Annotated in this window: 18 protein-coding genes; 9 read left to right on the top strand and 9 right to left on the bottom strand. The window is 67.6% G+C overall.

What is annotated here, in order from left to right; translation table 11 throughout:
- The first annotated feature begins 97 nt into the window (after positions 1 to 97).
- Both ACSJJU_RS09710 and ACSJJU_RS09705 read left to right on the top strand, forming a co-directional pair.
- Positions 98 to 2,836, top strand: coding sequence for a TonB-dependent receptor (locus ACSJJU_RS09710; RefSeq protein ID WP_435915196.1), 2,739 nt, complete (start codon positions 98 to 100; stop codon positions 2,834 to 2,836).
- A gap of 107 nt (positions 2,837 to 2,943) precedes the next feature.
- A complete protein-coding gene (locus ACSJJU_RS09705) occupies positions 2,944 to 3,987 on the top strand; it encodes an arabinan endo-1,5-alpha-L-arabinosidase (RefSeq protein WP_435915195.1) in 1,044 nt (347 codons plus the stop codon).
- 2 nt (positions 3,988 to 3,989) lie between these two features.
- Here the strand turns inward: ACSJJU_RS09705 and ACSJJU_RS09700 are convergent, their stop codons facing one another.
- Positions 3,990 to 4,775 (bottom strand): FadR/GntR family transcriptional regulator, encoded by a 786-nt coding sequence (locus tag ACSJJU_RS09700; RefSeq protein WP_435915194.1) that lies wholly within the window; start codon positions 4,773 to 4,775, stop codon positions 3,990 to 3,992.
- A gap of 466 nt (positions 4,776 to 5,241) precedes the next feature.
- Positions 5,242 to 6,399 carry an aldose epimerase family protein gene (locus tag ACSJJU_RS09695; protein ID WP_435915192.1) on the bottom strand — a complete coding sequence of 386 codons (1,158 nt, stop codon included), beginning with the start codon at positions 6,397 to 6,399 and terminating at the stop codon, positions 5,242 to 5,244.
- 116 nt (positions 6,400 to 6,515) lie between these two features.
- Between ACSJJU_RS09695 and ACSJJU_RS09690 the strand changes: the two genes are divergently transcribed.
- From ACSJJU_RS09690 to ACSJJU_RS09660, 7 genes are all read left to right on the top strand, one after another.
- Positions 6,516 to 7,829 carry a sugar MFS transporter gene (locus ACSJJU_RS09690; RefSeq protein WP_435915191.1) on the top strand — a complete coding sequence of 438 codons (1,314 nt, stop codon included), beginning with the start codon at positions 6,516 to 6,518 and terminating at the stop codon, positions 7,827 to 7,829.
- A gap of 183 nt (positions 7,830 to 8,012) precedes the next feature.
- Positions 8,013 to 8,687: a response regulator transcription factor gene (locus ACSJJU_RS09685; protein ID WP_435915190.1), complete on the top strand. Its 675-nt coding sequence runs from the start codon at positions 8,013 to 8,015 to the stop codon at positions 8,685 to 8,687.
- On the top strand, positions 8,684 to 10,033 hold the full coding sequence (locus ACSJJU_RS09680) for a sensor histidine kinase (protein WP_435915189.1): 1,350 nt from the start codon (positions 8,684 to 8,686) through the stop codon (positions 10,031 to 10,033). Before ACSJJU_RS09685 ends, ACSJJU_RS09680 begins: the two co-directional genes overlap by 4 nt.
- Before the next feature lie 134 nt (positions 10,034 to 10,167).
- Positions 10,168 to 11,517: an aromatic ring-hydroxylating oxygenase subunit alpha gene (locus ACSJJU_RS09675; RefSeq protein ID WP_435915188.1), complete on the top strand. Its 1,350-nt coding sequence runs from the start codon at positions 10,168 to 10,170 to the stop codon at positions 11,515 to 11,517.
- Positions 11,518 to 11,622: 105 nt separating this feature from the next.
- A complete protein-coding gene (locus ACSJJU_RS09670) occupies positions 11,623 to 12,306 on the top strand; it encodes an EipA family protein (RefSeq protein ID WP_435915187.1) in 684 nt (227 codons plus the stop codon).
- On the top strand, positions 12,303 to 13,613 hold the full coding sequence (locus tag ACSJJU_RS09665; RefSeq protein WP_435915186.1) for a glycosyltransferase: 1,311 nt from the start codon (positions 12,303 to 12,305) through the stop codon (positions 13,611 to 13,613). Before ACSJJU_RS09670 ends, ACSJJU_RS09665 begins: the two co-directional genes overlap by 4 nt.
- Positions 13,614 to 13,907: 294 nt before the next feature.
- On the top strand, positions 13,908 to 15,959 hold the full coding sequence (locus tag ACSJJU_RS09660) for a M3 family metallopeptidase (RefSeq protein ID WP_435915433.1): 2,052 nt from the start codon (positions 13,908 to 13,910) through the stop codon (positions 15,957 to 15,959).
- Between the two features lie 276 nt (positions 15,960 to 16,235).
- On the opposite strand, the gene ACSJJU_RS09655 is transcribed toward ACSJJU_RS09660, so the two are convergent.
- The 7 genes from ACSJJU_RS09655 to ACSJJU_RS09625 all read right to left on the bottom strand — a co-directional run bounded on the left by ACSJJU_RS09655 (position 16,236) and on the right by ACSJJU_RS09625 (position 22,603).
- Positions 16,236 to 18,236, bottom strand: a complete 2,001-nt coding sequence (locus ACSJJU_RS09655; protein ID WP_435915184.1) for a TonB-dependent receptor — start codon at positions 18,234 to 18,236, stop codon at positions 16,236 to 16,238.
- A gap of 84 nt (positions 18,237 to 18,320) precedes the next feature.
- A complete protein-coding gene (locus tag ACSJJU_RS09650; protein ID WP_435915183.1) occupies positions 18,321 to 18,950 on the bottom strand; it encodes an SCO family protein in 630 nt (209 codons plus the stop codon).
- Positions 18,937 to 19,464: a copper chaperone PCu(A)C gene (locus tag ACSJJU_RS09645; protein WP_435915182.1), complete on the bottom strand. Its 528-nt coding sequence runs from the start codon at positions 19,462 to 19,464 to the stop codon at positions 18,937 to 18,939. Before ACSJJU_RS09645 ends, ACSJJU_RS09650 begins: the two co-directional genes overlap by 14 nt.
- A 73-nt stretch (positions 19,465 to 19,537) precedes the next feature.
- The gene (locus tag ACSJJU_RS09640) at positions 19,538 to 19,942 is read right to left on the bottom strand and encodes a hypothetical protein (RefSeq protein ID WP_435915180.1); all 405 of its coding nucleotides are present in this window, start codon (positions 19,940 to 19,942) and stop codon (positions 19,538 to 19,540) included.
- A gap of 81 nt (positions 19,943 to 20,023) precedes the next feature.
- Positions 20,024 to 20,146: a DUF2474 family protein gene (locus ACSJJU_RS09635; RefSeq protein ID WP_435915179.1), complete on the bottom strand. Its 123-nt coding sequence runs from the start codon at positions 20,144 to 20,146 to the stop codon at positions 20,024 to 20,026.
- On the bottom strand, positions 20,146 to 21,159 hold the full coding sequence (cydB, locus tag ACSJJU_RS09630) for a cytochrome d ubiquinol oxidase subunit II (RefSeq protein ID WP_435915178.1): 1,014 nt from the start codon (positions 21,157 to 21,159) through the stop codon (positions 20,146 to 20,148). Before cydB ends, ACSJJU_RS09635 begins: the two co-directional genes overlap by 1 nt.
- Positions 21,160 to 21,166: 7 nt before the next feature.
- Entirely contained in the window at positions 21,167 to 22,603 is a 1,437-nt protein-coding gene (locus ACSJJU_RS09625; RefSeq protein WP_435915177.1) for a cytochrome ubiquinol oxidase subunit I, read from the bottom strand.
- Between the last annotated feature and the right edge of the window lie 163 nt (positions 22,604 to 22,766).

Genomic DNA, 22,766 nt, shown 5'->3' with positions numbered 1-22,766 from the left:
ACGCTTTGTCTAGGGGAGGCTTTTCATGAGATTTGTAAGGGCCAAATTGTATCTATCTGCGTCCGCTCTGCTTCTGGGAGTGGTCGCATCTCCGGCGATGGCGCAGGAATCGGACGCCGCGCGCGCGGAAACCGCCGTTGCCACCGACTCTGAGTCCATGGAGATGGACACCATCATCGTCACCGGCGTTCGCGCGTCCATGGTGGGCAGCCTTGGCGTCAAGCGCAACGCCACGCAGATCGTCGAATCGATCATCGCGGAAGACGTGGGCAAGCTGCCGGACAACAACGTGGTCGAGGCGCTGCAGCGCATCGCCGGCGTGCAGGTGACCGACCGTGCAGGCGGTCAGGTGGGCCGCGTGTTCATCCGCGGTCTCGAGGACGTGAACACCACCTGGAACGGCCGCAACATCTTCACCGCGTCGGGCCAGAATTTCGCGCTGGCCGATATTCCGGCCAACCTGGTGCGCCGAATCGACGTGTACAAGACCCGCGCCGCCGAGCAGATCGAAAGCGGCATTGCCGGTCAGATCGACGTGTTCACCCACCGTCCGTTCGACTTCAACGGATTCGCCATCACCGCTGCCGCGCGCGGCATTTATCACGAGCAGGCGGACAAGATTAACCCCAACGTCAGCGCCCTCATCAGCGACCGCTGGGAGACCAGCGCCGGCGAATTCGGCGCCCTGCTGAACGTCAGCTTCGAGCGCACCCGCTTCCGCGACCAGAGCATCACCTCGGGCGCGATCGTGCCGTTCGCGACGGCCGACAATCCGCCGGCGGGCAAGGTGCCGCTGGAGCGCCTGTTCGACGGCTGGCCGGTCGGCACCAACCACGGCCTGCCCATGAAGCCGGGCTCGACGCTTGAGGACGGCACGCCGTACCTGCTGTCGCGCGACGCCATGTTCGCTTCCGACTTCACCGGCACGCGCACGCGCCCGGCGGTCAACCTGGCCCTGCAATACAGCCCGAACTCGGATGCGGTTTACACCTTCGAGTTCTTCTACAGCGGCTTCCGCAACAAGACCTTCAACAACCTCCACTTCACCTTTGTGGACTGGTGGGGCAACCTGGGCCCCAATCCGGCTGACACCATCGAGCTGTACCCGGATACCAACCTCATCAAGAAGCGCCACGTCCGCGATATCTACGGCTTCAACAGCGGCGACTACACGAAGCAGAAAACCGACAGCTTCGTCTACGCCCTGAACGGCAAGTGGAATTTCGGCGACAATTTCGAGCTGACGGCGGACCTGTCGTACCAGACCAGCAAGTTCAAGAGCGACTTCATCGCCCTGCGCACCGAGCGCGTGGCGGAGTCGATTGATGTCGATTTCAACGCCCATGGTGGTCTGCCGTCCTGGCAGTTCGGCAACAACGACCTGCTGGCCGATCCGTCGGCCTGGACCCTGGCGCAGTTCTACGACAACGGCGTCGAGCGCAAAGGCGAGGCGGTCACCTTCTCGGTCGATGGCGACTACACCTTCGATGGTGGCCTGCTCTCCCGTCTGAGCTTCGGTCTGCGTCACGACATCCGCTCCGCGAGCGAAGGCCAGCGGGATCAGGATGCGGGCGTTCTCGGCCGTCCGCTGTCGGACTTCGACGACGGCCTGTTCCACAAGAACAAGAACTTCTTCGACGGCAAGGCGAATGTCCCGTCCTCGTGGGTGGTGGCGGATGGCTCCTACCTGTGGGACCACGCCGACGACTTCCGCCGCCTGTACCGCAGCGTCAATCCGAATCTCCTGCTGAGCGATCAGCTGGCGATCACCAAGAACTTCGACATCGACGAAGTGACCACCGCCGCCTACCTCCAGGCGGAGGCGGAGCACGATGTGTTCGGCCGTCCGCTGTTCGTGCAGGTCGGCGGCCGTGTCGTTCACATCAAGACCGACATGGAGTTCTTCAACCGGGCGAGCGAGGGCGGCACGGACGATGCGTCCAAGAAGGTCACCGAGTTCCTGCCGAGCGTGACCGTGCGCTATGACATCACCGACAAGCTGCGCGTCCGCTTCAACTACGGCGAGACCATCCGTCGCCCGAACTTCGTCGATCTCAATCCGTTCATCCTCTACGTGGATGACCTGACCAACATCGGCTACGGCACGGGCTCGGGCGGCAACCCGGATCTGGAGCCGACCCGCTCGAAGAACATCGACATCGGCGTCGAGTGGTACTTCGCCAAGGACAGCGCCATCTACGCAACGCTGTTCCGCCGCAAGATCGACGGTCTGGTGGTGCCGCTGCGTCAGGTCCGCGAGATGCACGATCCGCGGTACGATGCGACCCGCTTCATCGTGACCCTGCCGATGAACGCGTCCAACGGCACCATGAAGGGCGCGGAACTGGGCATGGTCTACTTCCCCGAGCTGCCGGGTATCCTCAACGGCCTCGGTATCCAGGGAAGCCTGACCCTGCTCGACACCAAGCAGAACGTGCCGCAGACCAACGAGCTGGGCGAGATCATCGGCGAGTCCTCGTCTGACTTCTTCGGCGTGTCGGATGTGTCGTACAACATCACGCTCGCCTACGAGCGCGGCCCGATCGGCGCCCGCGTGTCGTATGTCTGGCGCGATGACTTCCTCAACAACAACGAGGCGCCGCAGTTCGCCGGTCCGATCGGCATCTGGCGCCGCGCGGAAAAGAGCCTCGATGCCCAGTTGACCTACAACGTCAACAACCGCCTGGCGCTGACGTTCGATGCGGTCAACCTGACCAACGAAATCTATCAGTCCTACTACTACTTCGATGGTTCGGGCAGCCCGGAGACCACCAACTTCGGCAACAGCCTGCCGGGCCGCACCTTCGCGATCGGTCTGCGCTACTCGCTGAACTGAGAGCGGAAACGCCGCTAGCGATCGAAGGTTGGGGGCGGCCGCGGCTGCCCCCAATTTTTTTGGGCCCCGATTTTCTTTGGCCCCCATTTTTCGTCTCGGAGGGGATCATGGCACAACGCTCTTCTCCCGCACGCGGGCTGGCGTTCGCGGCCGTGCTGGCGCTGGCGTTCACCGCGCAGGCGGGGCCCGCAGGCAATCGCGCCGATGCGGAGCCGTCACTCAACGACCGCCTTGCCGAACAGGACGTGCGCGTCCATGACCCGGCCATCCTCCGGGTCGGGGACACCTATCATCTGTTCTCGACCGGGCATCTGGGCGAGCGCACGGGGATCATTCCCTGGCGCGTCTCGAAAAATCTGGTGGACTGGGCGTTCGTCGGGCCGGTGTTCCGGGACCTGCCGGACTGGGCGCCGCGCACGATCGAGGGCGCGCGGGGCCTGTGGGCGCCGGACATCGTTCAGGCGAACGGGGAATATCGCCTTTATTATGCGGTCTCCACCTTCGGGAAAAACCGCTCGGCCATCGGCCTTGCCGTCACGCGCTCGCTCGATCCCGCAAGCCCGGACTTCGGCTGGGAGGATCGCGGGCCCGTCCTCCAGTCCTTCCCCGGCGATGATTTCAACGCCATCGACCCGAATATTTTCATCGACCGCGACGGCCGCCACTGGATGAGCTTCGGCAGCTTCTGGGGCGGCATCAAGCTGGTGGAGCTGGACCCCGCCACCGGCAAGCGCAAGGCGGAGGACGGGCCGATCCACAGCATCGCCTCCCGCCCGGGCGGCGAGCACGCCATCGAGGCGCCGTTCCTCATCGCGCGGGGCGGTTCCTATTATCTGTTCGTGTCCTTTGACTTTTGCTGTCGCGGCGTGAACAGCACCTATCACACGGTTGTCGGGCGCGCGGATAACGTGCTCGGTCCCTATGTGGACCGGGACGGCAAGCTGCTGCTGGACGGCGGCGGCACGGTGGTCCTGCACACGGATCAGGACCCCGGCAGGCGCTGGATCGGCCCCGGCCACAATGCGATCCTGCGCGACAACGGGCAGGACTACATCGTGTACCACGCCTACGACGCCACGCGGCAAGGCGCGCCCGCCCTGCGGATTCAGCCCCTTGAATGGACGGAGGACGGCTGGCCCGTCGCCCGCTGAGGCTAGTCCACCTCAGCGGGGGCAGAGGCCTTGCGCGCCTTTCCCTTTGCCGGCGGCGTGCCGATGGTGTCGAGGAACGCCAGTTCGATGAGATGCGCCATGGCCTCGTGGGCGGCCTGCGGGTCGCCCGCCGCGATGGCCTCCAGCACCTTGCGGTGGTCCGGCACCGGGTCGCGCGGCAGCGGCCGGTTGCGCTGCTTGAAGATGGTGGTCCAGGTAATGGCCGCGCTCACGCTGCTGGTCAGCGTCACCAGGAAGGGATTGCCCGTCGCGTCCAGCAGCGCCGCGTGGAATTGCTGGTCGGCGGCCCGGCCCGCGTCGGTCGCAAGGCTGTGCTCGGCCATGCTTTCCACCGCCGCCTGCATCATCTCGATGTGCGCGTCCGTGCGCCGCCGCGCGGCAAAGGCCGCCGCTTCCGGCTCCACCACCTTGCGCAGCTCGAACAGGCTGCGCAGCAGGTGCTCGTCCGGCTCATGCTTGAAGATCCACGACAGAACGTCCGGGTCCAGCAGGTGCCACTTCTCGCGCGGGCTGACGCGCGTGCCGGTCTTGGGGCGGCTCTCCACCAGCCCCTTGGCGGCCAGAATGCGCACGGCCTCGCGGTAGGCGGTGCGCGAGACGTTCAGGCGATCGCTCGCCTCGATTTCGTTGTCGAGAATGTCTCCGGGCTTGTACCGCCCCGAGACGATCAGAATTCCCAAATCCCTCGCAACCATCCCGTGGAGGCGCAATTGCTTGCGTCGCGCGCGGACATCCAGGCCGGCCTCCAGAGTACGTTCAATCCCCATCGTGCCCCTTGCGTTCGTTTTGTGTGGTTTTGTCACAACTATACCTTGGGAGGTGCTGGAATAAAACAAATAGTCTCAGAATGCCCGGGGAGCGGACATATTTTCAGGAAGCGGAGTCAGCGTCGCCCTGCCGTCCGCCGCTCTCGGGTCGGAGGCGTACGGATCAGTCACATGACTGATTCCGCGCGGGCCGAAACCGCTGCGCTTCGCCGCCTGTATCCGCTCCTCATCCGTGAAACGGTTGAGCGCGAAATTGGTGGCGGCGGAGGCTGTCCGGCCGGTCGACAGGGGAAGGGAGCGCCCGCGCGGCGACGCGCCGTTGCGGCAGGGCGGATGCAGCGAAGTCCGGTTCCCCTGCGCGGCGCAGAGGTGCGGCTTTTTCTCGAAGCCAATGAGCGCTCCCCCTTGCTCAATGCTTCACGTGCGGCCGCCGCCGCAGCGGCGGCCCACGGTCTGTCTGCGGCGGTTACTGCGCCGGCGCGATGGTCAGGCGGAAGGCCATCTGGTGATGGTATTCCTTGCCCGGGTCGAGCCGGGCGGAGGGGAAGTGCGGCTTGTTGGGCGAGTCCGGGAACACCTGCGGCTCGAGCGCAATGCCGTCGCCCTGACGGTACATCTTGCCGCTCTTGCCGACGGTGGTGCCGTCGATGAAGTTGCCGGCGTAGAACTGCACGCCCGGCTGGTTGGTCAGCACCTCCAGCACGCGGCCGGAGACCGGGTCCTCCAGGCGCGCGGCCAGCTGCATCTGGCCGCCGGTCTTGCCGTTCAGGACGAAATTGTGGTCATAGCCGCGCCCGATCACCAGCTGCGGGTCGCTGCCGTCGCGGATGTCCTGGCCGACGACGCGCGGCTTGCGGAAATCGAACGGCGTGCCTTCAACCGGCTTCAACTCACCCGTCGGGATCAGCTCCGCGTCCACCGGCGTGTAGTGGTCCGCCGGAATGGTGAGCACGTTGCCCATCGCCCCTTCCGGCGCGCCTTCGCCCGCCATGTTGAACAGGGCATGGTTGGTGAGGTTGACGACGGTCGGCTTGTCCGTCTTCGCGCGGTAGTCGATGGTCAGCTGGTTGTTTTCATCGAGCGCGTAGGTGGCGGTCACCGTCAGCGTGCCGGGGTAGCCTTCCTCGCCGTCCGGGCTGGTGTAGCCGAGGGTCACGCTGGCCACCGGGCCGCTCTTCACCTCCAGCACCTTCCAGACCTTCTTGTCGAAGCCCTGCTTGCCGCCGTGCAGCGCCGCCACGCCGTTGTCGTTCAGCGCGAGCTGGTAGGTCTTGCCGTCCAGCGTGAAGCGGCCCTTGCCGATGCGGTTGGCATAGCGGCCAACGCTCACGCCGAAGTAGTTGGCGTATTTCTCGTAGTCGGCCGCGGTGGCGTAGCCGAGCACGATGTCGGCGCTCTTGCCGTTCCGGTCCGGCGCCACCAGCGACTGGAGGGTGGCACCCAGCGTGATGACGCGGGCCGAGACGCCGTTGTTGTTGGTGAGCGTGAACGCTTCGACCGTCTCACCCGTCGAGAGCTGGCCGAAGGAGGCGCGCGCGACATCGGCGGCGAGGGCCTGTCCGGAAACGGTGATCAGCAGGGCTCCCAGCAGGGCGGGAGCGGCGAGGGCATGTCGGATTGCCATAGGACTGTACTTTCTCCCCGTGCACGGTTCGTTGACTCGCGCTTCATCTGCATTTACTCAGACAAATAAAAGAAATGCAACCCCGCACACGATACAGGGATTGGGGAGTAACAGATATGCCTGTGGTGCCCGGAACTCCGGCGGTTCATGAGACGAGCGCGAGCGGCGGCTCGACCTACCGCGCCGCGTTGATTCTTCTGGCAAGTCTCTTCTTCATGTGGGGCTTCGCGACGGTTCTGAACAACACGTTGCTGCCGCACCTGCGGTCGGTCTTCGACCTGACCTACACCCAGACCACCCTGATCGAATCGGTGTGGTTCATTGCCTATTTCGTCGCCTCGATTCCGGCCGCCAAGCTGATCGAGCGCATTGGCTACAAGAAGGCCATGGTCGTCGGCCTGCTGACCATGGCGGGCGGTGCGCTGCTGATGCTCCCGGCATCGGCGATTCCGTCCTATCCGTTCTTCCTGTCGGCGCTGTTCATCATCGCCTCGGGCATCACCATCCTCCAGGTGGCGGCCAACCCCTATGTGGCGGTGGTCGGCCCGGCGGAGACCGCGTCCTCGCGCCTCAATCTGGTGCAGGCGTTCAACTCCATGGGCACGACGCTGGCCCCGCTGTTCGGCGGCTATCTCATTCTCTCGCGCAGCGCCTCCGGCTCCGTGGAGGGCGGCGCGGCAACCCTCACCCAGGCCGAGCGTCTGGCCGACGCCCAGTCGGTGCAGCTGCCCTATATCCTGATCGCGCTGGTGCTGACGGTCATCGCCATCGTCATCGCCCGCTTCAAGCTGCCGGACTTCGCGCCCACCTCCCGCCGCGCGGCGGCCGAGGAGCGCAAGTCGCTGTCGCTGTGGAAGCACCGCAACCTGGTGTTCGCCATTCCGGCGATCTTCATCTACCTGATCGCCGAGATCGGCGTGTCGAACCTGTTCATCAACTTCGTCTCCTCGCCCGAGATCGGCAATCTCACCCACGCCGAGGCGGCCAACTACCTGTTCCTGCTGTGGGGCGGCATGATGGTGGGCCGGTTCGTCGGCAGCTACATCATGCGCAGCGTCAAGCCGGAGACCGTGCTGGCCTGGGCGAGCATCGGCGCGTTCATCGTCATGATGATCACCGTGTTCGGCACGGGCAAGGCGGCGATGTGGGCGCTCATCAGCGTCGGCCTGTTCCACTCGATCATGTTCCCGACCATCTTCACCCTCGGCATCCGCGGCCTTGGCCCGCTCACCGAGGAAGGCTCGGGCCTGCTCATCATGGCGATCGCGGGCGGCGCGCTGGTCATCGCCCAGGGTTGGCTGGCCGATACCTTCGGTCTTCAGGCCTCGTTCCTGCTGCCGGCGGCGTGCGAACTCTACGTGCTGTTCTATGCGCTGTGGGGCTCGAAGCCGACCAACGCCCTTGAGGAGCATGTGCCCGACCAGGCGTAAGGCAAGGACGCATCGCGGGCCCGCCGGGTCCGCCGGGTTCGGGAGGGCGCGCCGCGCAAGGGCGCGCCCTTTTTCGTTGGCGATGGGGGCCGCCGACACACGTCTCGCGCGGCGATGTCAGCTTGCGGTCAGGCTCGATGCGGCATAGCAAGAGAACCAAGAGCATGGCGGAGAAGGGCACGCATGCGGATCCTGCTGGTGGAAGACAACGAGCGCCTTGCCGCGTTGATGGCCGAGGGGCTGCGGGAGGCGGGATTCACCGTGGACCAGGCGGACTGCGCGGAGGCCGCGCGCGATCTCCTTGCCAGCTATGGCTATGATCTCATCACCCTGGATCTCGGCCTGCCCGATGAGGACGGGGAGGCGTTCATTCGCGCCTTGCGGCAGCAGGGGCAGGGCATTCCCGTTCTGGTGGTCTCGGCCCGCAACGGGCTCGACGACCGGGTGCGCGGCCTCAACCTGGGGGCGGACGACTTTCTGGTGAAGCCGTTCGCCATGCCGGAGCTGGTGGCGCGGGTGCGGGCGCTTCTGCGCCGCCCCGAGACCTACGTCGCGACCGTCATCGAGGCGGGGGACATCCGCTTCGACACCGCCGCGCGCAGCGTGGAGGTGGGCGGGCGTCCGGTCATGCTGGCGCGGCGGGAGCTGGCGCTGCTGGAGGTGCTGATGCGCCGGGCCGGGCGCACCGTGCCCCGCGCGGCCATTGACGACGCCCTTTACGATTCGGAGCAGGACGTCACCCCCAACGCCATTGACGCCGTGGTCTCGCGTCTGCGCCGCCAGCTCCAGCAGGCGGGCTCGGGCGTGCGCATCCATGCGGTGCGCGGCGTCGGCTATTTTCTGGAAAGCCCGGAGTGACGCGGCGCATCACCACCCTGTCGCAGCGGGTTGCCCGGCGGCTGGCGCTGGCGGCGTTCATCGCGGTTCTGCTCCAGTCCATCTGGGCGGTGTGGTCCTACCGGAGCCCCGACGAGCACAGCGAGATGGAGGAAGACGCCGTCGAGTGGGTGCTGGATGCCCTCGGCGCGCGCCTTCAGACGGATGGCACGGTCGATCACTTCTACCCGGAGCGCTACAACTTCGCCTCCATCCGCTATGCGGTGCTCGATCCGGCAGGCAACCGGCTCGATGGCACGCTCGCCGTGGAGCCCGAGGTGGCGCGGCAGGCCAGCCGCATCCACGAGATGTTTCTGGTGGATGCCCGGCCCGGGGGGAACCGCTGGATCGGCGCGCGCCGCACCTTCCAGCCCGATCGCCAGCCGAGAGTCATCGTCGCCGAAGTGGTGTTCCGGCGCGGCGTCCAGCCGCTCAACATCCTGGTGGCGGAGGTGGTGGAATCGGCCCTCTTTCCCACCTTCCCGGTCATCGTGCTGATGTATGTGGTGGGCGTGTTCGCCATCCGGGGCAGCCTCCTGGGGCTCAAGCGGGCGGCGCGGGAGGCGCGCGCCCTTGATCCCCGGCGGCGCGGGCGGCGCCTGTCGGAGGAGGGGCTGCCCGCCGAGGTGCTCAGCCTGGTGCGGGCGGTGAACGACGGCATCGCGGCGCTGGAGCACCAGCTGGCCGAGCAGCAGGCCTTCGCGGGTGAGGTGGCGCACGAGCTGCGCACGCCGCTGGCCATCCTGCGGCTGGAGGTGGACCGGCTGGACGGGCCGGTGGCCGCGCGCCTGCGGGAGGATGTGGCGGCGCTCTCCCGCCGCATCGACCAGTTGCTGGCCTCGGCGCGGGCCGGGGCCCTGCGGCTGGAAGGCGGCGAGCGGGCGGATCTGGCCGAAATCGCGGCCGATGTGGTGGGGCGCTATGCCCCCATCGCCATGGCGCGGAAGGTGCGGCTGGCGCTGGAGGGCGAGGGGCCGGTGGCGGTCATGGGCGATGCCACGGCCATTGGCGCGGCGCTGCTCAACATCGTGGAGAACGCGGCGCGGGTGACGCCGCCGGGCGGCACGGTGCGGGTGCAGGTGGGGCCGGGGCCGGAGGTGGCGGTGCTGGACGAAGGGCCGGGCATCGACCCGGCGGTGCGGGAGCAGCTGTTCGAGCCCTACCGGCGGGGCGACGCCCGCGGCCCCGGCACGGGGCTGGGCCTGTTCATCGTCCGCCGCACCATGGAGGCCCACGGCGGCGCGGTGGCGCTGCACAACCGCCCGGGCGGCGGCGCGCGGGCGGTGCTGCGGTTCCGCGCGGCCTTGGCGGCGGGAAAGCAGCCGTGAGCCGCGCGCGGGCCGGATGGATGCGATCGGGCCTATCCAAAATGACAGGGTCGGGTTGATGTGTCTCCCTCTGGCGGGACGTCGTATTGTACGATCGTTCAAAAGTCGCTCGCGACGCAAGAAGGGGAGTACACATGACCATCGCCACGAAGATCGAAAGCAAGGGCAAGCCCGGCTATCCCACCCACCCGAAGGCACAGCCGCCCGCCGTCCGCGGCGACCCGATCACCGGCGATCGCTACTACAGCAAGGAATTCGCCGAGCGCGAATGGAAGTACATGTGGAAGCGCGTCTGGCATGTGGGCGGGCGCACGGCCCAGCTTGAGGAGCCGGGCGACTTCATCGTGCACAATTTCATGCACGAGTCGGTCATCATGATCAAACAGACCGACGGTTCGATCCGCGCCTTCTACAACGTCTGCCTTCATCGCGGGAACCGGCTGGTGGCGGTGGAGAGCGGCTCGATCACCAAGGCCCTGTCCTGCGCCTACCACGGCTGGAAGTGGGGCCTGGACGGCGGCCTTCAGGACGTGCAGGACCCGGACGACTTCCCCCAGGGCAACCCGTGCGGCAAGCTGAAGCTGAAGGAGCTGCCCTGCGGCACCTGGGGCGGCTTCGTGTGGTATTCGTTCGACCCGAACGCCAAGCCGCTGCTGGAATATCTGGAGCCGATTCCCGATCTCCTGGCCAGCCGCGATCTGGACAACTGGGTGCGCGTGATCTGGCGCACGCTGACGGTGAACACCAACTGGAAGTTCGCGTCGGACAATTTCAACGAGAGCTATCACCTGCCGACGGTGCACCCGCAGATGCAGGCGATCATCGACGAAGACTACAAGAACACCATCTTCGAGATGTACCCGAGTGGTCACAACCGGATGATCGAGCGGGGCCAGCCGTCGATGCGCTCCAAGTTCCCGAACGAGGTGGAGCCCGCCTGGGCCGACATGCTGCGCGAGTGGGATCTCAATCCCGATGACTTCCAGGGCCGCGCCCGCGACGGGCGTCTGGCGCTTCAGGAGGCCAAGCGCCGTCTCGGGCCGTCGCGCGGCTACACCTACTTCGAGACCATGTACGACGACGAGCTGACGGATCACCTCCATCACACCCTGTTCCCGAACGTCACCATCACCGGCACGTCGGACGGCCTGCACTTCTTCCGCACCGAGCCGCACCCGGATGATCCGAACAAGTGCACGTTCGACTACTGGTACATGGTGCCCCGCATCGAGGGCCGCACCGAGGTGCCGACCATCTACGGCATGCGCCCCTACGAGGAGGCGGAGCACGAGACCAACAGCTTCACCAATCACCTGGCGGAGCTGGGCATCGGCGACTTCCTGTCGCAGGACCTCTCGGTCGCCGAGCAGCAGCAGCAGGGCCTGCGCTCGGAGGCCTATCAGGACGCCTATCTCACCGGGCAGGAAACCCGCGTGCGGCGCTTCCACGAGGTGCTGAACGATTACCTCGAAGGGCGGCGCTGATCGCCCCCGGAGCGCCGGAAAAGGAAAAAGAGCCGGAAAAGGAAAAACGGCGCACGCCGGTCCTTCGTCAGGCTTCTGTCATGCCCCGCCCCTAAAAGGCGGGGCATGATGATTCTGCACCGTCTCCTTGAATGCGCGCGCCGGCCCCGATTGCTTGCGGCCGCGCTCGTGCTGCCGCTGCTGGCCGCGCCGCCCGCCGCCCGGGCCGAGGAGGCTCCCGCGGTGGCTTCCGCGGAGGCTCCGGCGGCGGCCCCGGCGGAGACGTCCGCGGCGAAGGAGGCGCTCTCCTCCGCCGAGGAGAGCCGCCGCAGCGGCATCATCGCGGCGGCGGACGAATTCTTCGGCGACGTGAGCCACGGCGTCGCCGAGGCCATCGAGAAGGCGGTGGCGGAGTACGGCGTGCCGACCGGCTATATCGCGGGCGAGGAAGTGAGCGCCGGGTTCATCGGCGGCCTGCGCTACGGCTCGGGCAAGCTGGTGTTCACCGATGCCGAGGGGCGGCGCATTACCCGGCGTCTCTACTGGCAGGGGCCGTCCATCGGACTGGACGCGGGGGCGAACGCCTCCAGGGTCTTCATCCTGGTTTACAACCTGCGCGCCGTTGAGGACATCTTCGGCCGCCGCCCCATGGCGCAGGCTGGCGTCTACGTGGGGGCAGGCGGAGACGTGGGCGTCGATCATCGCAAGTCCGTCACCCTGGTGCCGGTCTACAGCGGGGTCGGCGTGCGTCTGGGCGCGCGGCTTGGCTACATCCACATCACCCACGAACGGCGGTGGTTGCCCCTATGATGCACGCTCCGGTTTTCCCCCGGCCGCACCCCGAGACCGCAACGCTCGATCTGGCCGTTCTCGTCTACGATTTTCGGGGCAGCGGCGTGGTGCGCAACGCGCTGCGCATCGCCGCCGCCGCCCGCGCGCAAGGCCTGCGCACCGAGCTGTGGGTGGTCCATGCGGATGGCGCCCTGGCGGGCGAGGTGCCGCCGGGCGTATCGGTGCTGGCGCTGGCCGACGCCAACCCCCTCCTGAAGCGCTGCCGTCATCGCGCCCTCGCCATTGCGCTGGCAACGCGCACGCTCGCCCGGGCGCTCGCCGGCCGGCGTCCCCGGGTGCTGCTCTCCAGCGGCAACCATGTGCACTGGCTCGCCGCCGAGGCCAATACGGCCGCCCGCCATCCCGCCCGCCTCGTCATGCGCGCCAGCAACGATCTGTTCCACCGGCGCGGCGGCCCGCTCGCCGCTGTGGCCGGGGCGGTGCGCGGGCTGGTCGCCCGCACCCTCATGCGCCGCGTCTTCGCCCGGGCCGATCAGGTGGTGGCCGTGTCGCGCGATCTCGCGCACCAGATGGAGGAGGCGCTGAAGCTGGGGCATGTCTCGGTCATCCCCAACGGCGTGCCGCTCGACTGGGTGGCGGGCCGGGCGGAGGCGCCGCTCGACGACCCGTGGTTCGCGCCGGGCGCGCCGCCGGTGGTTCTCGGCATCGGCCGGCTGGTCAAGCAGAAGAATTTCCCCCTGCTGCTGGACGCCTTTGCCCGCCTGCGCCAGACGCGCCCCTGCCGCCTCGTCATTCTGGGCGAGGGCTCGGCCAGGGCCCGCGCCGCACTTCAGCGGCAGGCGGCCCGGCTCGGCATCGCGCAGGATGTGCGCCTGGCCGGCTTCGATCCCAACCCGCACCGCTATCTTGCCCGGGCAGCGCTGTTCGTGCTCTCCTCCGCGTGGGAGGGGTCGAGCAACGCGCTGCTGGAGGCGCTGGCGTGCGGCTGCCCGGTGGTGGCAACCGATTGCCGCACCGGCCCGCGCGAAGTGCTGGCCCACGGCCGCTACGGCCCGCTGGTGCCGGTGGACAACGCCGAGGCGCTGGCCGCCGCCATGGAATGGCACATGGCCCAGCCGCGCGAGGCCGCGCTGCTGAAGGTGCGGGCGCGCACCTTCGATGCGGGGCGTATGCTGGACGCCTATGTGGCGCTGCTGGCGGGGCAGGGCGAGGGTCGCCGCCGGAATGCCTCGCCGTCGCCCGTAAAGGCCCCTTACAGCGCCAAAACGGGGTGGGTCGGTACCGCCCTACCGGTGATAGGTAAAAACCTCTCATCGGGCGTTTAAACCCCCGTAGCGTCGATTTCACGTTTTCGGGGAAATTGCGGGCGCTTCCATCGCGAGTGACGCGAAATGCGCCGCCGTCCCCCCGCCACCGAACCGCGTGCCGGAAGGGCAGGGCACGGCGGGCTCCGCCGTGCGTTCAGATTGCGCGCGTTCGGATGCCTCTTGAAATCAGGGGCCCAAGGCCGCACTTGCTTGGAACGGATCAGGAATTTCCGCCCGCCCGGCCCGGGCGCGGCGGCATCAGGACCAAGCCGGAACCGAGCCGAAACAGACCGAGCACCACAGGAGGCCGCCATTTCCACTCACTCCTCGAATCCGCTGCTTCTGGACGCGGAACTGCCCGCCTTTGCCGCAATCCGCGCCGAGCATGTCGCCCCGGCGGTTGAGGCCGTGCTGAGCGAGCACGCGGCCGCCATGGCGCGCATCACCGACGCCTCGACGCCCCGCACCTTCGAGGATGTGCTCATGGCCAAGGAGCGGGCGGACTTCGCCGTCAGCCGCGCCTGGGCGCCCGTCTCCCACCTGCACAGCGTCGCCGACACGCCCGAGCTGCGCGCCGCCTATGGCGAGGCCCAGCCGAAGCTGACCGCCCATTACCTGGAAGTGGGCCAGAACCGGGAGCTTTACGCCGCCATCCGCGCCGTGGCGGAGATGGGCAGCCTCAACACCCTCTCGCCCGCGGCGCGGGCGCTCGTCGAGCACAGCCTGCGCGATTTCCGCCTCTCCGGCGTCGCGCTGGAGGAGCCGGACCGCTCCCGCTTCCGCGAGATCGGCATCGAGCTCAGCACCCTCTCCACCGAATTCGCCAACGCCGTGCTGGATGCGACCGAAGCCTGGTCCGAGCATCTCACGGACGAGGCGGCGCTGAGCGGCCTGCCCGCCTCGGAGAAGGGCGTGCTCGCCGCCTACGCGCAGGCCAGGGGGCTGGAGGGCTGGCTCGTCACGCTCCACCAGCCGAGCGTGCAGGCGATCCTCACCTATGCCGATGATCGCGCCCTGCGCCAGCGCGTCTACCACGCCTTCAACACCCGCGCGTCCGATCAGGGGCCGAACGCGGGGCAGTTCGACAACAGCCAGCGCATCGCCCGCATTCTGGCGCTGCGCCACGAGGCGGCAAGCCTGCTGGGCTTCGCCAACAGCGCCGCGCTCTCGCTGGAGCCCAAGATGGCCCGCACCCCGCAGGAGGTGATCGACTTCCTGCGCGATCTCGCCGCCCGGGCCCGCCCGGTTGCCCGGCAGGATCTGGAGGAGCTGCGCGCCTTCGCCCGCTCGGAACTCGGCATCGAGGACCTTCAGCCGTGGGACGTGGGCTACGCCTCCGAAAAACTGCGCCTCGCCCGCTTCGCGGTGAACGAGGAGCAGATCAAGCCCTACTTCCCGCTGCCCCGGGTGCTCTCCGGCACCTTCACCCTGTTCGAGCGGCTGTTCGGCATTACCCTGGTGCGCCGGGACGACGTGGAAACCTGGCACCCGGATGCCGTCTTCTACGAGCTGCACAACCGCGAGGGCGAGGCCTTCGCCGGTATTTACATCGATCTGTTCGCCCGCTCCGGCAAGCGGGGCGGGGCGTGGATGGGCGTGTGCCGCTCCCGCTTCCGCGACGCGGACAAGGTGCACCGGCCGGTCGCCTACCTCACCTGCAACTTCGCGCCGGCAACGGCGGACACGCCCGCGCTGCTCACCCACCGCGACGTGCTGACCCTGCTGCACGAATTCGGCCACGCGCTGCACCACCTGCTGACGGAAGTGGACCTGCCCTCCGTCGGCGGCATCACCGGCTTCGAGTGGGATGCGGTCGAGCTGCCGAGCCAGCTCATGGAAAACTTCGCCTGGAACAAGGAAGCCCTCGGCCTGCTCTCCGGCCACTACCAGACCGGCGAGCCGCTGCCCGACGCGCTCCTCGAGAAAATGCTCGCCGCGCGGCGCTTCCAGGCCGGCATGTTCCTCGTCCGCCAGCTGGAATTCGCCCTGTTCGACCTGCGCCTGCACCTGGAATACAGCCCGGAGCAGCCGGTCAACGTGCTCGACCTCCTGAACGAGGTCCGGCAGGAAGTGGCGGTCATCGTCCCGCCGGAGTGGCACCGCTTCCCCCACGCCTTCACCCACATCTTCGCGGGCGGCTACGCCGCAGGCTACTACAGCTACCTGTGGGCCGAACTCCTCTCCGCAGACGCCTTCGAACGCTTCGAGGAAGTGGGCGTGCTCAGCAGCGACGCAGGCCTCGCCTTCCGCGAACACATCCTCGCCAAAGGCGCCTCCCGCCCGGCCCTCGAAAGCTTCATCGCCTTCCGGGGGCGTGAGCCGAAACCCGACGCACTGCTGCGGTCCTACGGACTGGCAGGGTGATTTTGGTGGTCTGGAGGTTTTGAATTTTTTTTGCAGGAGGGGCTTACCCCTCCTGCACCTCCCGGTCTTTTTCAGGATGCACCCGGCCACTCGGCCGGTACGCAACATTGAGGAATAAAAGGGACGCACCTGGGTTCGACCGGGTGCGTCCCTGTTTTTTAGTGTTGCGGATGAAGCGCCGGAAACACGGCCCGACAAAACGAAAGGGAGGTGCAGGAGGGTCCGAGACCCTCCTGCAATCAAAAAAATCCCCCCAAAAAAATCCCCCTCAAAAACTCACATCCGCACCCGGATAGCGCCATAGGCCGCGCGGCCGGGGGCGGGGGCGAGGAGGGTTTGTGTGCCGTCGTGCCAGGCGTATTCGTATTTTTCGTTCGCCAGGTTGTTGATCTGGGCGGACAGTTCGACGGCCGGGGTGAGCTGGTAGGCGGCTTCGAAGTTGAACACCGCGTAGTTGCCGTAGCGACCGACGTTGTTGGCGGGGGTCAGTTCGTAGCGGGACTGGCCGTTGCCCCACAGGGACAGGCGCAGGCCCTGGGTTGGCGTGTAGTCGATGCCGCCGGAGAACAGGTTCCGCGGCACGTGGTCGATCCAGTTGCCGCGCTGGGACGGGGTGGCGGGGTCCGGCTCCGCGATGATGGCGCGCTGGCGCGACCATGCGGCCCACAGGTCGAGCGTGGGCAGGGGCGAGAGGCTGGCCTGCACGTCGAGGCCCCGGCGGCGGGTTTTGCCGAGGTTGTCGAAATCGCCGGAGGGGTCGTTGAGGCGGCGCTTGATCTCGCCGGAGGCGGTCTGCTTCCACACGGCGGCGCGCAGGGTGAGCCAGGTGCCGGCGGCGTATTTCACGCCCGCTTCCCAGCCTTCGTTGACGGAGGGGTCGAGGTCGCTCACGCGCGGCGGCACCTTGTATGCGCCCGAGCCGACGCCGATCTGGAAGGTGCGGCCCCAGTTGCCGTAGAGGGTGAGGCCCGCCATCGGCACGACGGCCAGATTGAATTTCGGCTGGCTGATGGTGCCGTAGTCGTTGATGTCGTAGCGCGCGTCCGCCAGCCGGTCGGTGAAGTCGCCGGAGACCTTGTCGAAGCGCCAGGCGGGGGTGAGGGTCAGCCAGGGCGTCGGCTCGATGATCGCCTGCACGTAGCCGCCGTAGACGGTCATGTCGAAGTCGTGATCGCGGGTCTGCCGGGTGGCCGCGCGCCGCTCGGTGAGCCAGCGCAGGCTCTTGTTGTTCTGGATCTGGAAGTCGCCGCCCGCTTCGAGCATCACGCTGTGCAGTCCGGCGATGTGCGGGTGGTAGTGCAGCGCGAACAGGCCGCCGTATTGCCATTCTTTCGTCAGGCGGCGCTGCTGGGAGACGTTTTCGGAGAAGCGCACGTAGCGGTCGTCCCGGTAGCCGTTGGCGTAGGCCTTGGCGGTGAGGGAGAGGGCGCGGGCGAGGTCCGCGTCCAGATGCAGGCTGTAGCTCTGGAGGCGGCGCTTGCCGCCGTCGGTCTCCGACACGTCGAGGGACTGGCGGCGGTCCCGGGCGGCGTCGGCCTCGGTGAGATAGCCGGGCTCCTGCGCGGTGGCGCGGGAATAGCGGGCGATGGCACCCACGCGCACCGCGCCGAGGGTCTGGAACCACTTGCCCGCCAGATTGAGGCGGTCGAGATCCGCGTGGTCGCGGTAGCCGCCGGTGTCGCGGTAGCCGACGAAATAATTCTGGCTGAAGCCGTTTCCGGTCTCGTAGCCTGCCGAGACCTGGCCCTCGACGGTGGCATAGGCCCCCGCCAGCAGGCGGGCGTCCAGGTAGGTGCCGCCGGTGCGGGTGAGGATGTTGGCGTTGCCCGCGATGCTGTGCAGGCCGTGGCGCGGGTCGGAGGTGCCGCGCACCAGTTCGATACCGGCGATTTCCAGCGGCATCACCATGTCGATGAAGCCCATGCCGCCATCGTTGGCATTGCTCGGGATGCCGTCGATCAGCAGCTTCACCGCGTTGATTTCGCCCTCGCCGTTGAAGCCGCGAATGGAGAAGCGGCCGGAGGTGGTGCCCTGGTCGAAATCGGTCAGGGTGACGCCCGGCAGGCGGGCGAACATTTCCCAGGTATTGTCCACGCTCTGGCGCTGGGCGATGTCGCCGCCCAGCACGTCGACGGAGGTCAGCACGCCCGCGGTGGAGCGGGCCATGCCCTTGGCGGTGACGACGATATCGCCCACCGCGAAGTCGGTGTTCTGTGCCTGCGCGCACGGCGCGGCAAGGCTTGCGGCGGCCAGAAGGACGCCATGGAAGATCTTCATAGCGGGTTATTCCCCCTAAACTTTACAGGCGGGCGGCGGAGTGCCCCTTCCGCCGCCCTTGGGTCATGGACCGAGGCGACGCTCTCAGGCGGAGCGGCCGATGAGGCGCTGCAGCTTCCGCAAGGCCACCTCGCGGGACTCGTGCAGGTCGATGGTGCTGACGAACTGTCCGTCCGCATCCATCAGGAACACGGTCGCCGTGTGATCCAGGGTGTAATCGTCTGCGCCCTGCGGCACCTTGCGGAAATACACCCGGTAGGCGCGGGTGATTTCCGCCAGCTGCTCGTCCGTGCCGGTGAGGCCGATGATCGGCGCATCGAACAGGGTGAGGTACTGCTTGATATCCTCGGGCCTGTCCTGCTCCGGGTCCACCGAGACAAAGACGATGTTCAGCCTGTCGCCATCCGGCCCGAGCTGCTGGTGCAGCAGGCTCAGGTCGTTGAGCGTGGTCGGGCACACGTCCGGGCAGCGGGTGAAGCCGAAGAAAATGGCGAAGGGTTTGCCCTTCAGGTTTTCCTCGGTCACCGTGCGGCCTTCCGTGTCGGTCAGCGTGAACGGCCCGCCGATGGCGGGGCGCGCCGCGCTGGCGGCTTGCCCGGCCTCGGGCGGCTCGCTGCGCTTGACCACGATGGCAACCGCGAGGCCGGCGAGCGTCAGCGCGACGACGGCCCACAGGATGCGGCGGACGGCACGCAGACGATCAATGTTTGCCATGATGTTGCGTCTCGCCGTGGGTGCCGTGGCTGGCGGCCGGGGCGGGCGTCGCGGCCGCGCCGGACAGGGCTTCCACCTTGAAGGTCACGTCCACCTTGCCCGCCTTGGCGAACTCCAGCGTGGCGGGCACGCTCTCGCCTGCCTTCAGCGGCGCCTTGAGGCCGATGAGCATGATGTGGTAGCCGCCCGGCTTCAGCTCCAGGGTGCCGCCTGCGGGAATCTCGACGCCGTTTTCCTGGTGGCGCATCCGCATGATGTTGTCTATCATCGTGACGGAATGCACCTCCAGCCGCTCGGCGACCGGGCTGGTGCCGCCGATGAGCCGGTCGGCTTCGCCGCCGCCGTTGACGATGGTGAGGTAGCCCGCGCCGGTCTTGGCGCGCGGCGCGGTCTCGCGCGACCACGGGTGTTTGATGGAGATGTCGCCCGCCTTGTAGGCGTGGGCGAGGGCTGCCGGAGCGGCAAGGGTGGAGAGCGCCAGCGCGGCGGCCAGCAGGGATGCGAATTTCGTCATGGGTCTTTCCCATTTTTCCGGGCGCGCGTGCATCCGCGCGCCATCACTTGAATGGATCAGCGAGGGATCTGGTTCAGGCAAGGACGGAAACGGGAGGCGCGCGCAGCGGCGGGCGCAGCCGCAGGGTCTGGCGGCACGGAACCGGCGCGGCCGGGCGGCGGCCGGAGAGCAGCACGAACGCCAGCGCCAGCGCCAGCAGCGCGGCGGGCGCGGCGGGCAGCAGGGGCAGGCCGAGGCTGGCGAAGGCGCAGGAGCCCTCGGCCTTCGCGGCGTCCCCGGCGGCCTTGGGCTTGCCGTCGGGGCCAAGCACGGCGGTGGCCAGCCCCTGCTCGGTGCAGAGGGTGACGACAAGGCCGCCGTTCTGCCAGTCGGGCATGAACCCGCCGGGAATGACCGCCCGCCAGAACAGCGCAAGCAGCGTCAGCAGCAGCAGGGCTGCGTGCAGGGCGCGGTTGCGGTCTGGGCGATGGCGGATCATGAGCCTCTCATAGCCGGACTTTCGCGAAGCGCAAATGTCCCTTCTGTCGCAGGGGGTTGTCTGGCGCAGGCGCCGGGTGCGTCAGGCGATCCACAGGCGCAGGAGCCAGGCGACCGCGCCGACAACGGCGACGCCCGCCGCCCACAGCCCGACGAACCACAGCAGGCGCTTCCACAGAGGGCCGGGGGCGGTGTCGGGCCGCATCAATGGTAGCCCTCGTGCCCCACCTTGCCCCGGAACACCCAGTAGGCATAGCCGGTGTAGGCAAGGATGAGCGGCACCAGAATGCCTGCGCCCACCAGCATGAAGATCTGGCTCTTCTCCGGCGCGGCGGCCTCCCAGATCGTCACCTGATCCGGCACGATGTAGGGGTAGAGGCTGATGCCGAGCCCGATGAAGGTGAGGGCGAACAGGATGAGCGAGAGCAGGAACGGCCAGTGCTCCCACTGCCGCTTGAGGGCGATGTAGAGCGCGATGGCCGTTACCGCCACCAGCAGCGGCACCTGCGCCGTGAACAGCACGTTGGGCCAGGCGAACCAGCGCTCGAAGTAGGCATTGCTGAGGTAGGGCGTCGCGCCGCTGACCACGGCGATGGCGATGAGCATGAGCGCGCCGAACCAGCGCGCGTAGTTGCGCGCCTTGTGCTGGAGCCCGCCTTCGGTGCGCATGATGAGCCAGGTGGCGCCGAGGAGGCCGTAGCCGATCACCACGCTCGCGCCGGTCACCAGGCTGAACGGGGTCAGCCAGTCCCACCAGCCGCCGGCGTAGGTGCGGGCGGCCTTGTCGATGGTGATGCCCTGAAGCACCGCGCCGAGGATGATGCCCTGGCTCAGCGCCGCCACCAGCGAGCCGCCGAAGAAGCCTGCGTCCCAGAAGGCGCGGTGGCCGGGGTCGCGCCAGCGGAACTCGAAGGCGACGCCCCGGAAGATCAGCCCCAGCAGCATGGCGATGAGCGGGGCGTAGATGGCGGGCAGGATGAGCGCATAGGCCAGCGGGAAGGCGGCCATCAGCCCGCCGCCGCCGAGAATCAGCCAGGTCTCGTTGCCGTCCCACACCGGGGCGATGGAGTTCATGGCGACGTTGCGCTCCTCCCCCACGTGGAGCGCGGGAAAGAGGATGCCGATGCCAAGGTCGAAGCCGTCCATCACCACATAGGCGAACACGGCAAAGGCGATGATGCAGGCCCAGAGCAGCGTCAGGTCGAAGTTGTATTCCATCGTCGCCTCACTTGGCCGGAAGGGTGGGGTGGAGCGAGCGCTCGGGATTGACTGAGGGAGCGGGGGTGATGCCGGCGGTGCGGATCGGCCGGTCCGGCCCTTCCTCGATGCCGGGCTCGCCCCGGTGCGGCGGATGGGCCATGAGCCGGAGGAGATACCAGGTGCCGACACCAAACACCGCGAAGTAGATGACGACGAACGCAACCAGCGAGGAGGCGACGGCGGGCGCCCCCAGCGGCGAGACCGAGTCCGCCGTCCGCAGCAGGCCGTAGACCGTGTAGGGCTGGCGGCCCACTTCCGTTGTCACCCAGCCCGCGATCACGGCGAGGAACCCGGCCGGCCCCAGCAGCACGGCGAAGCGATGCAGCAGCGGCCAGTCATAGAGCCGCCCGCGCCAGCGGGCGTAGAGGCTGACCATGCCCAGGGCGAACATCAGCACGCCGAGCCCGACCATGAGCCGGAACGACCAGAACACGATGGCCACCGGCGGCCACTCGGACCGGTCCACCGAATCCAGCCCCTTGAGCGGTGCGTTGAGGTCATGGTTGAGGATGAGGGACGAGCCGCTTGGCACCTTGACCGCACCGCGCACGGTGGCGGCCTCCTCGTCCGGCAGGCCGAACAGGATGAGGGGCGCGCGCCCCTCGGGGTAGCTCTCGAAATGCCCCTCCATGGCGGCGATCTTGATCGGCTGGTGCTGCAAGGTGTTGAGGCCGTGCAGGTCGCCCGCCACGATCTGGATGGGCGCGACGATGGCGATCATCCACATGGCCATGGAGAACATGCGCTGCGCGCCCTTGTTGGTGCGGTCGCGCAGCAGGTGCCAGGCGCCGACCGCCCCCACCACCAGCGCCGTTGTCAGATAGGCGGCCAGCACGGTGTGCACGAGCCGGAACGGGAAGCTGGGGTTGAAGATGATGGCCAGCCAGTCGCCCGGCAGGAACTGGCCGTTCTCGCTGATCACGTGGCCCTGCGGGGTTTGCATCCAGCTGTTCACGGAGAGGATCCAGAAGGCGGAGATCGCCGTGCCGACCGCCACCATCAGCGTGGCGGCGAAATGCAGCCTGGGGCCGACCCGGTTGAGGCCGAACAGCATGACGCCGAGAAAACCCGCTTCCAGGAAGAAGGCGGTGAGCACCTCATAGGCCATGAGTGGGCCGATGACCGGCCCGGCCCTGTCGGAGAAGGCCGACCAGTTGCTGCCGAACTGGTAGGACATCACGATGCCCGAGACCACGCCCATGGCGAAGGTGATGGCGAAGATCTTCACCCAGTAGCGGAACAGGTTCCGGTAGACCTCCCGCCGGGTGCGCAGCCACAGCAGCTCCAGCACGGCGAGATAGCTCGCAAGGCCGATGGAGAAGGCGGGAAAGATGAAGTGAAAGCTCACCGTGAAGGCGAACTGGAAACGGGCGAGAAGAAGGGCGAGTTCGGAGTCAGCCATGGTCTGGCACCTGTTCCTGAATTGCCGCCACGCCATGCTGGAGTATGGGTAACGCGCGCCTTGACGGCAAGGCTGCAAAGGGACGCATGGGCCACCCCCCCTTTTGCGGTTCCGGGTTCTCGTGTCCTGAACGCGGGGCCGGGCCGCAGGATGCGAAGCGGGG

The organism is Pedomonas sp. V897 (genome assembly GCF_051304405.1).
In the GTDB taxonomy this organism is placed as follows: domain Bacteria; phylum Pseudomonadota; class Alphaproteobacteria; order Sphingomonadales; family Sphingomonadaceae; genus Pedomonas.
The sequence above is the reverse complement of the archived record's forward strand: the minus strand, read 5'-3'. Positions and strand labels throughout refer to the sequence as shown.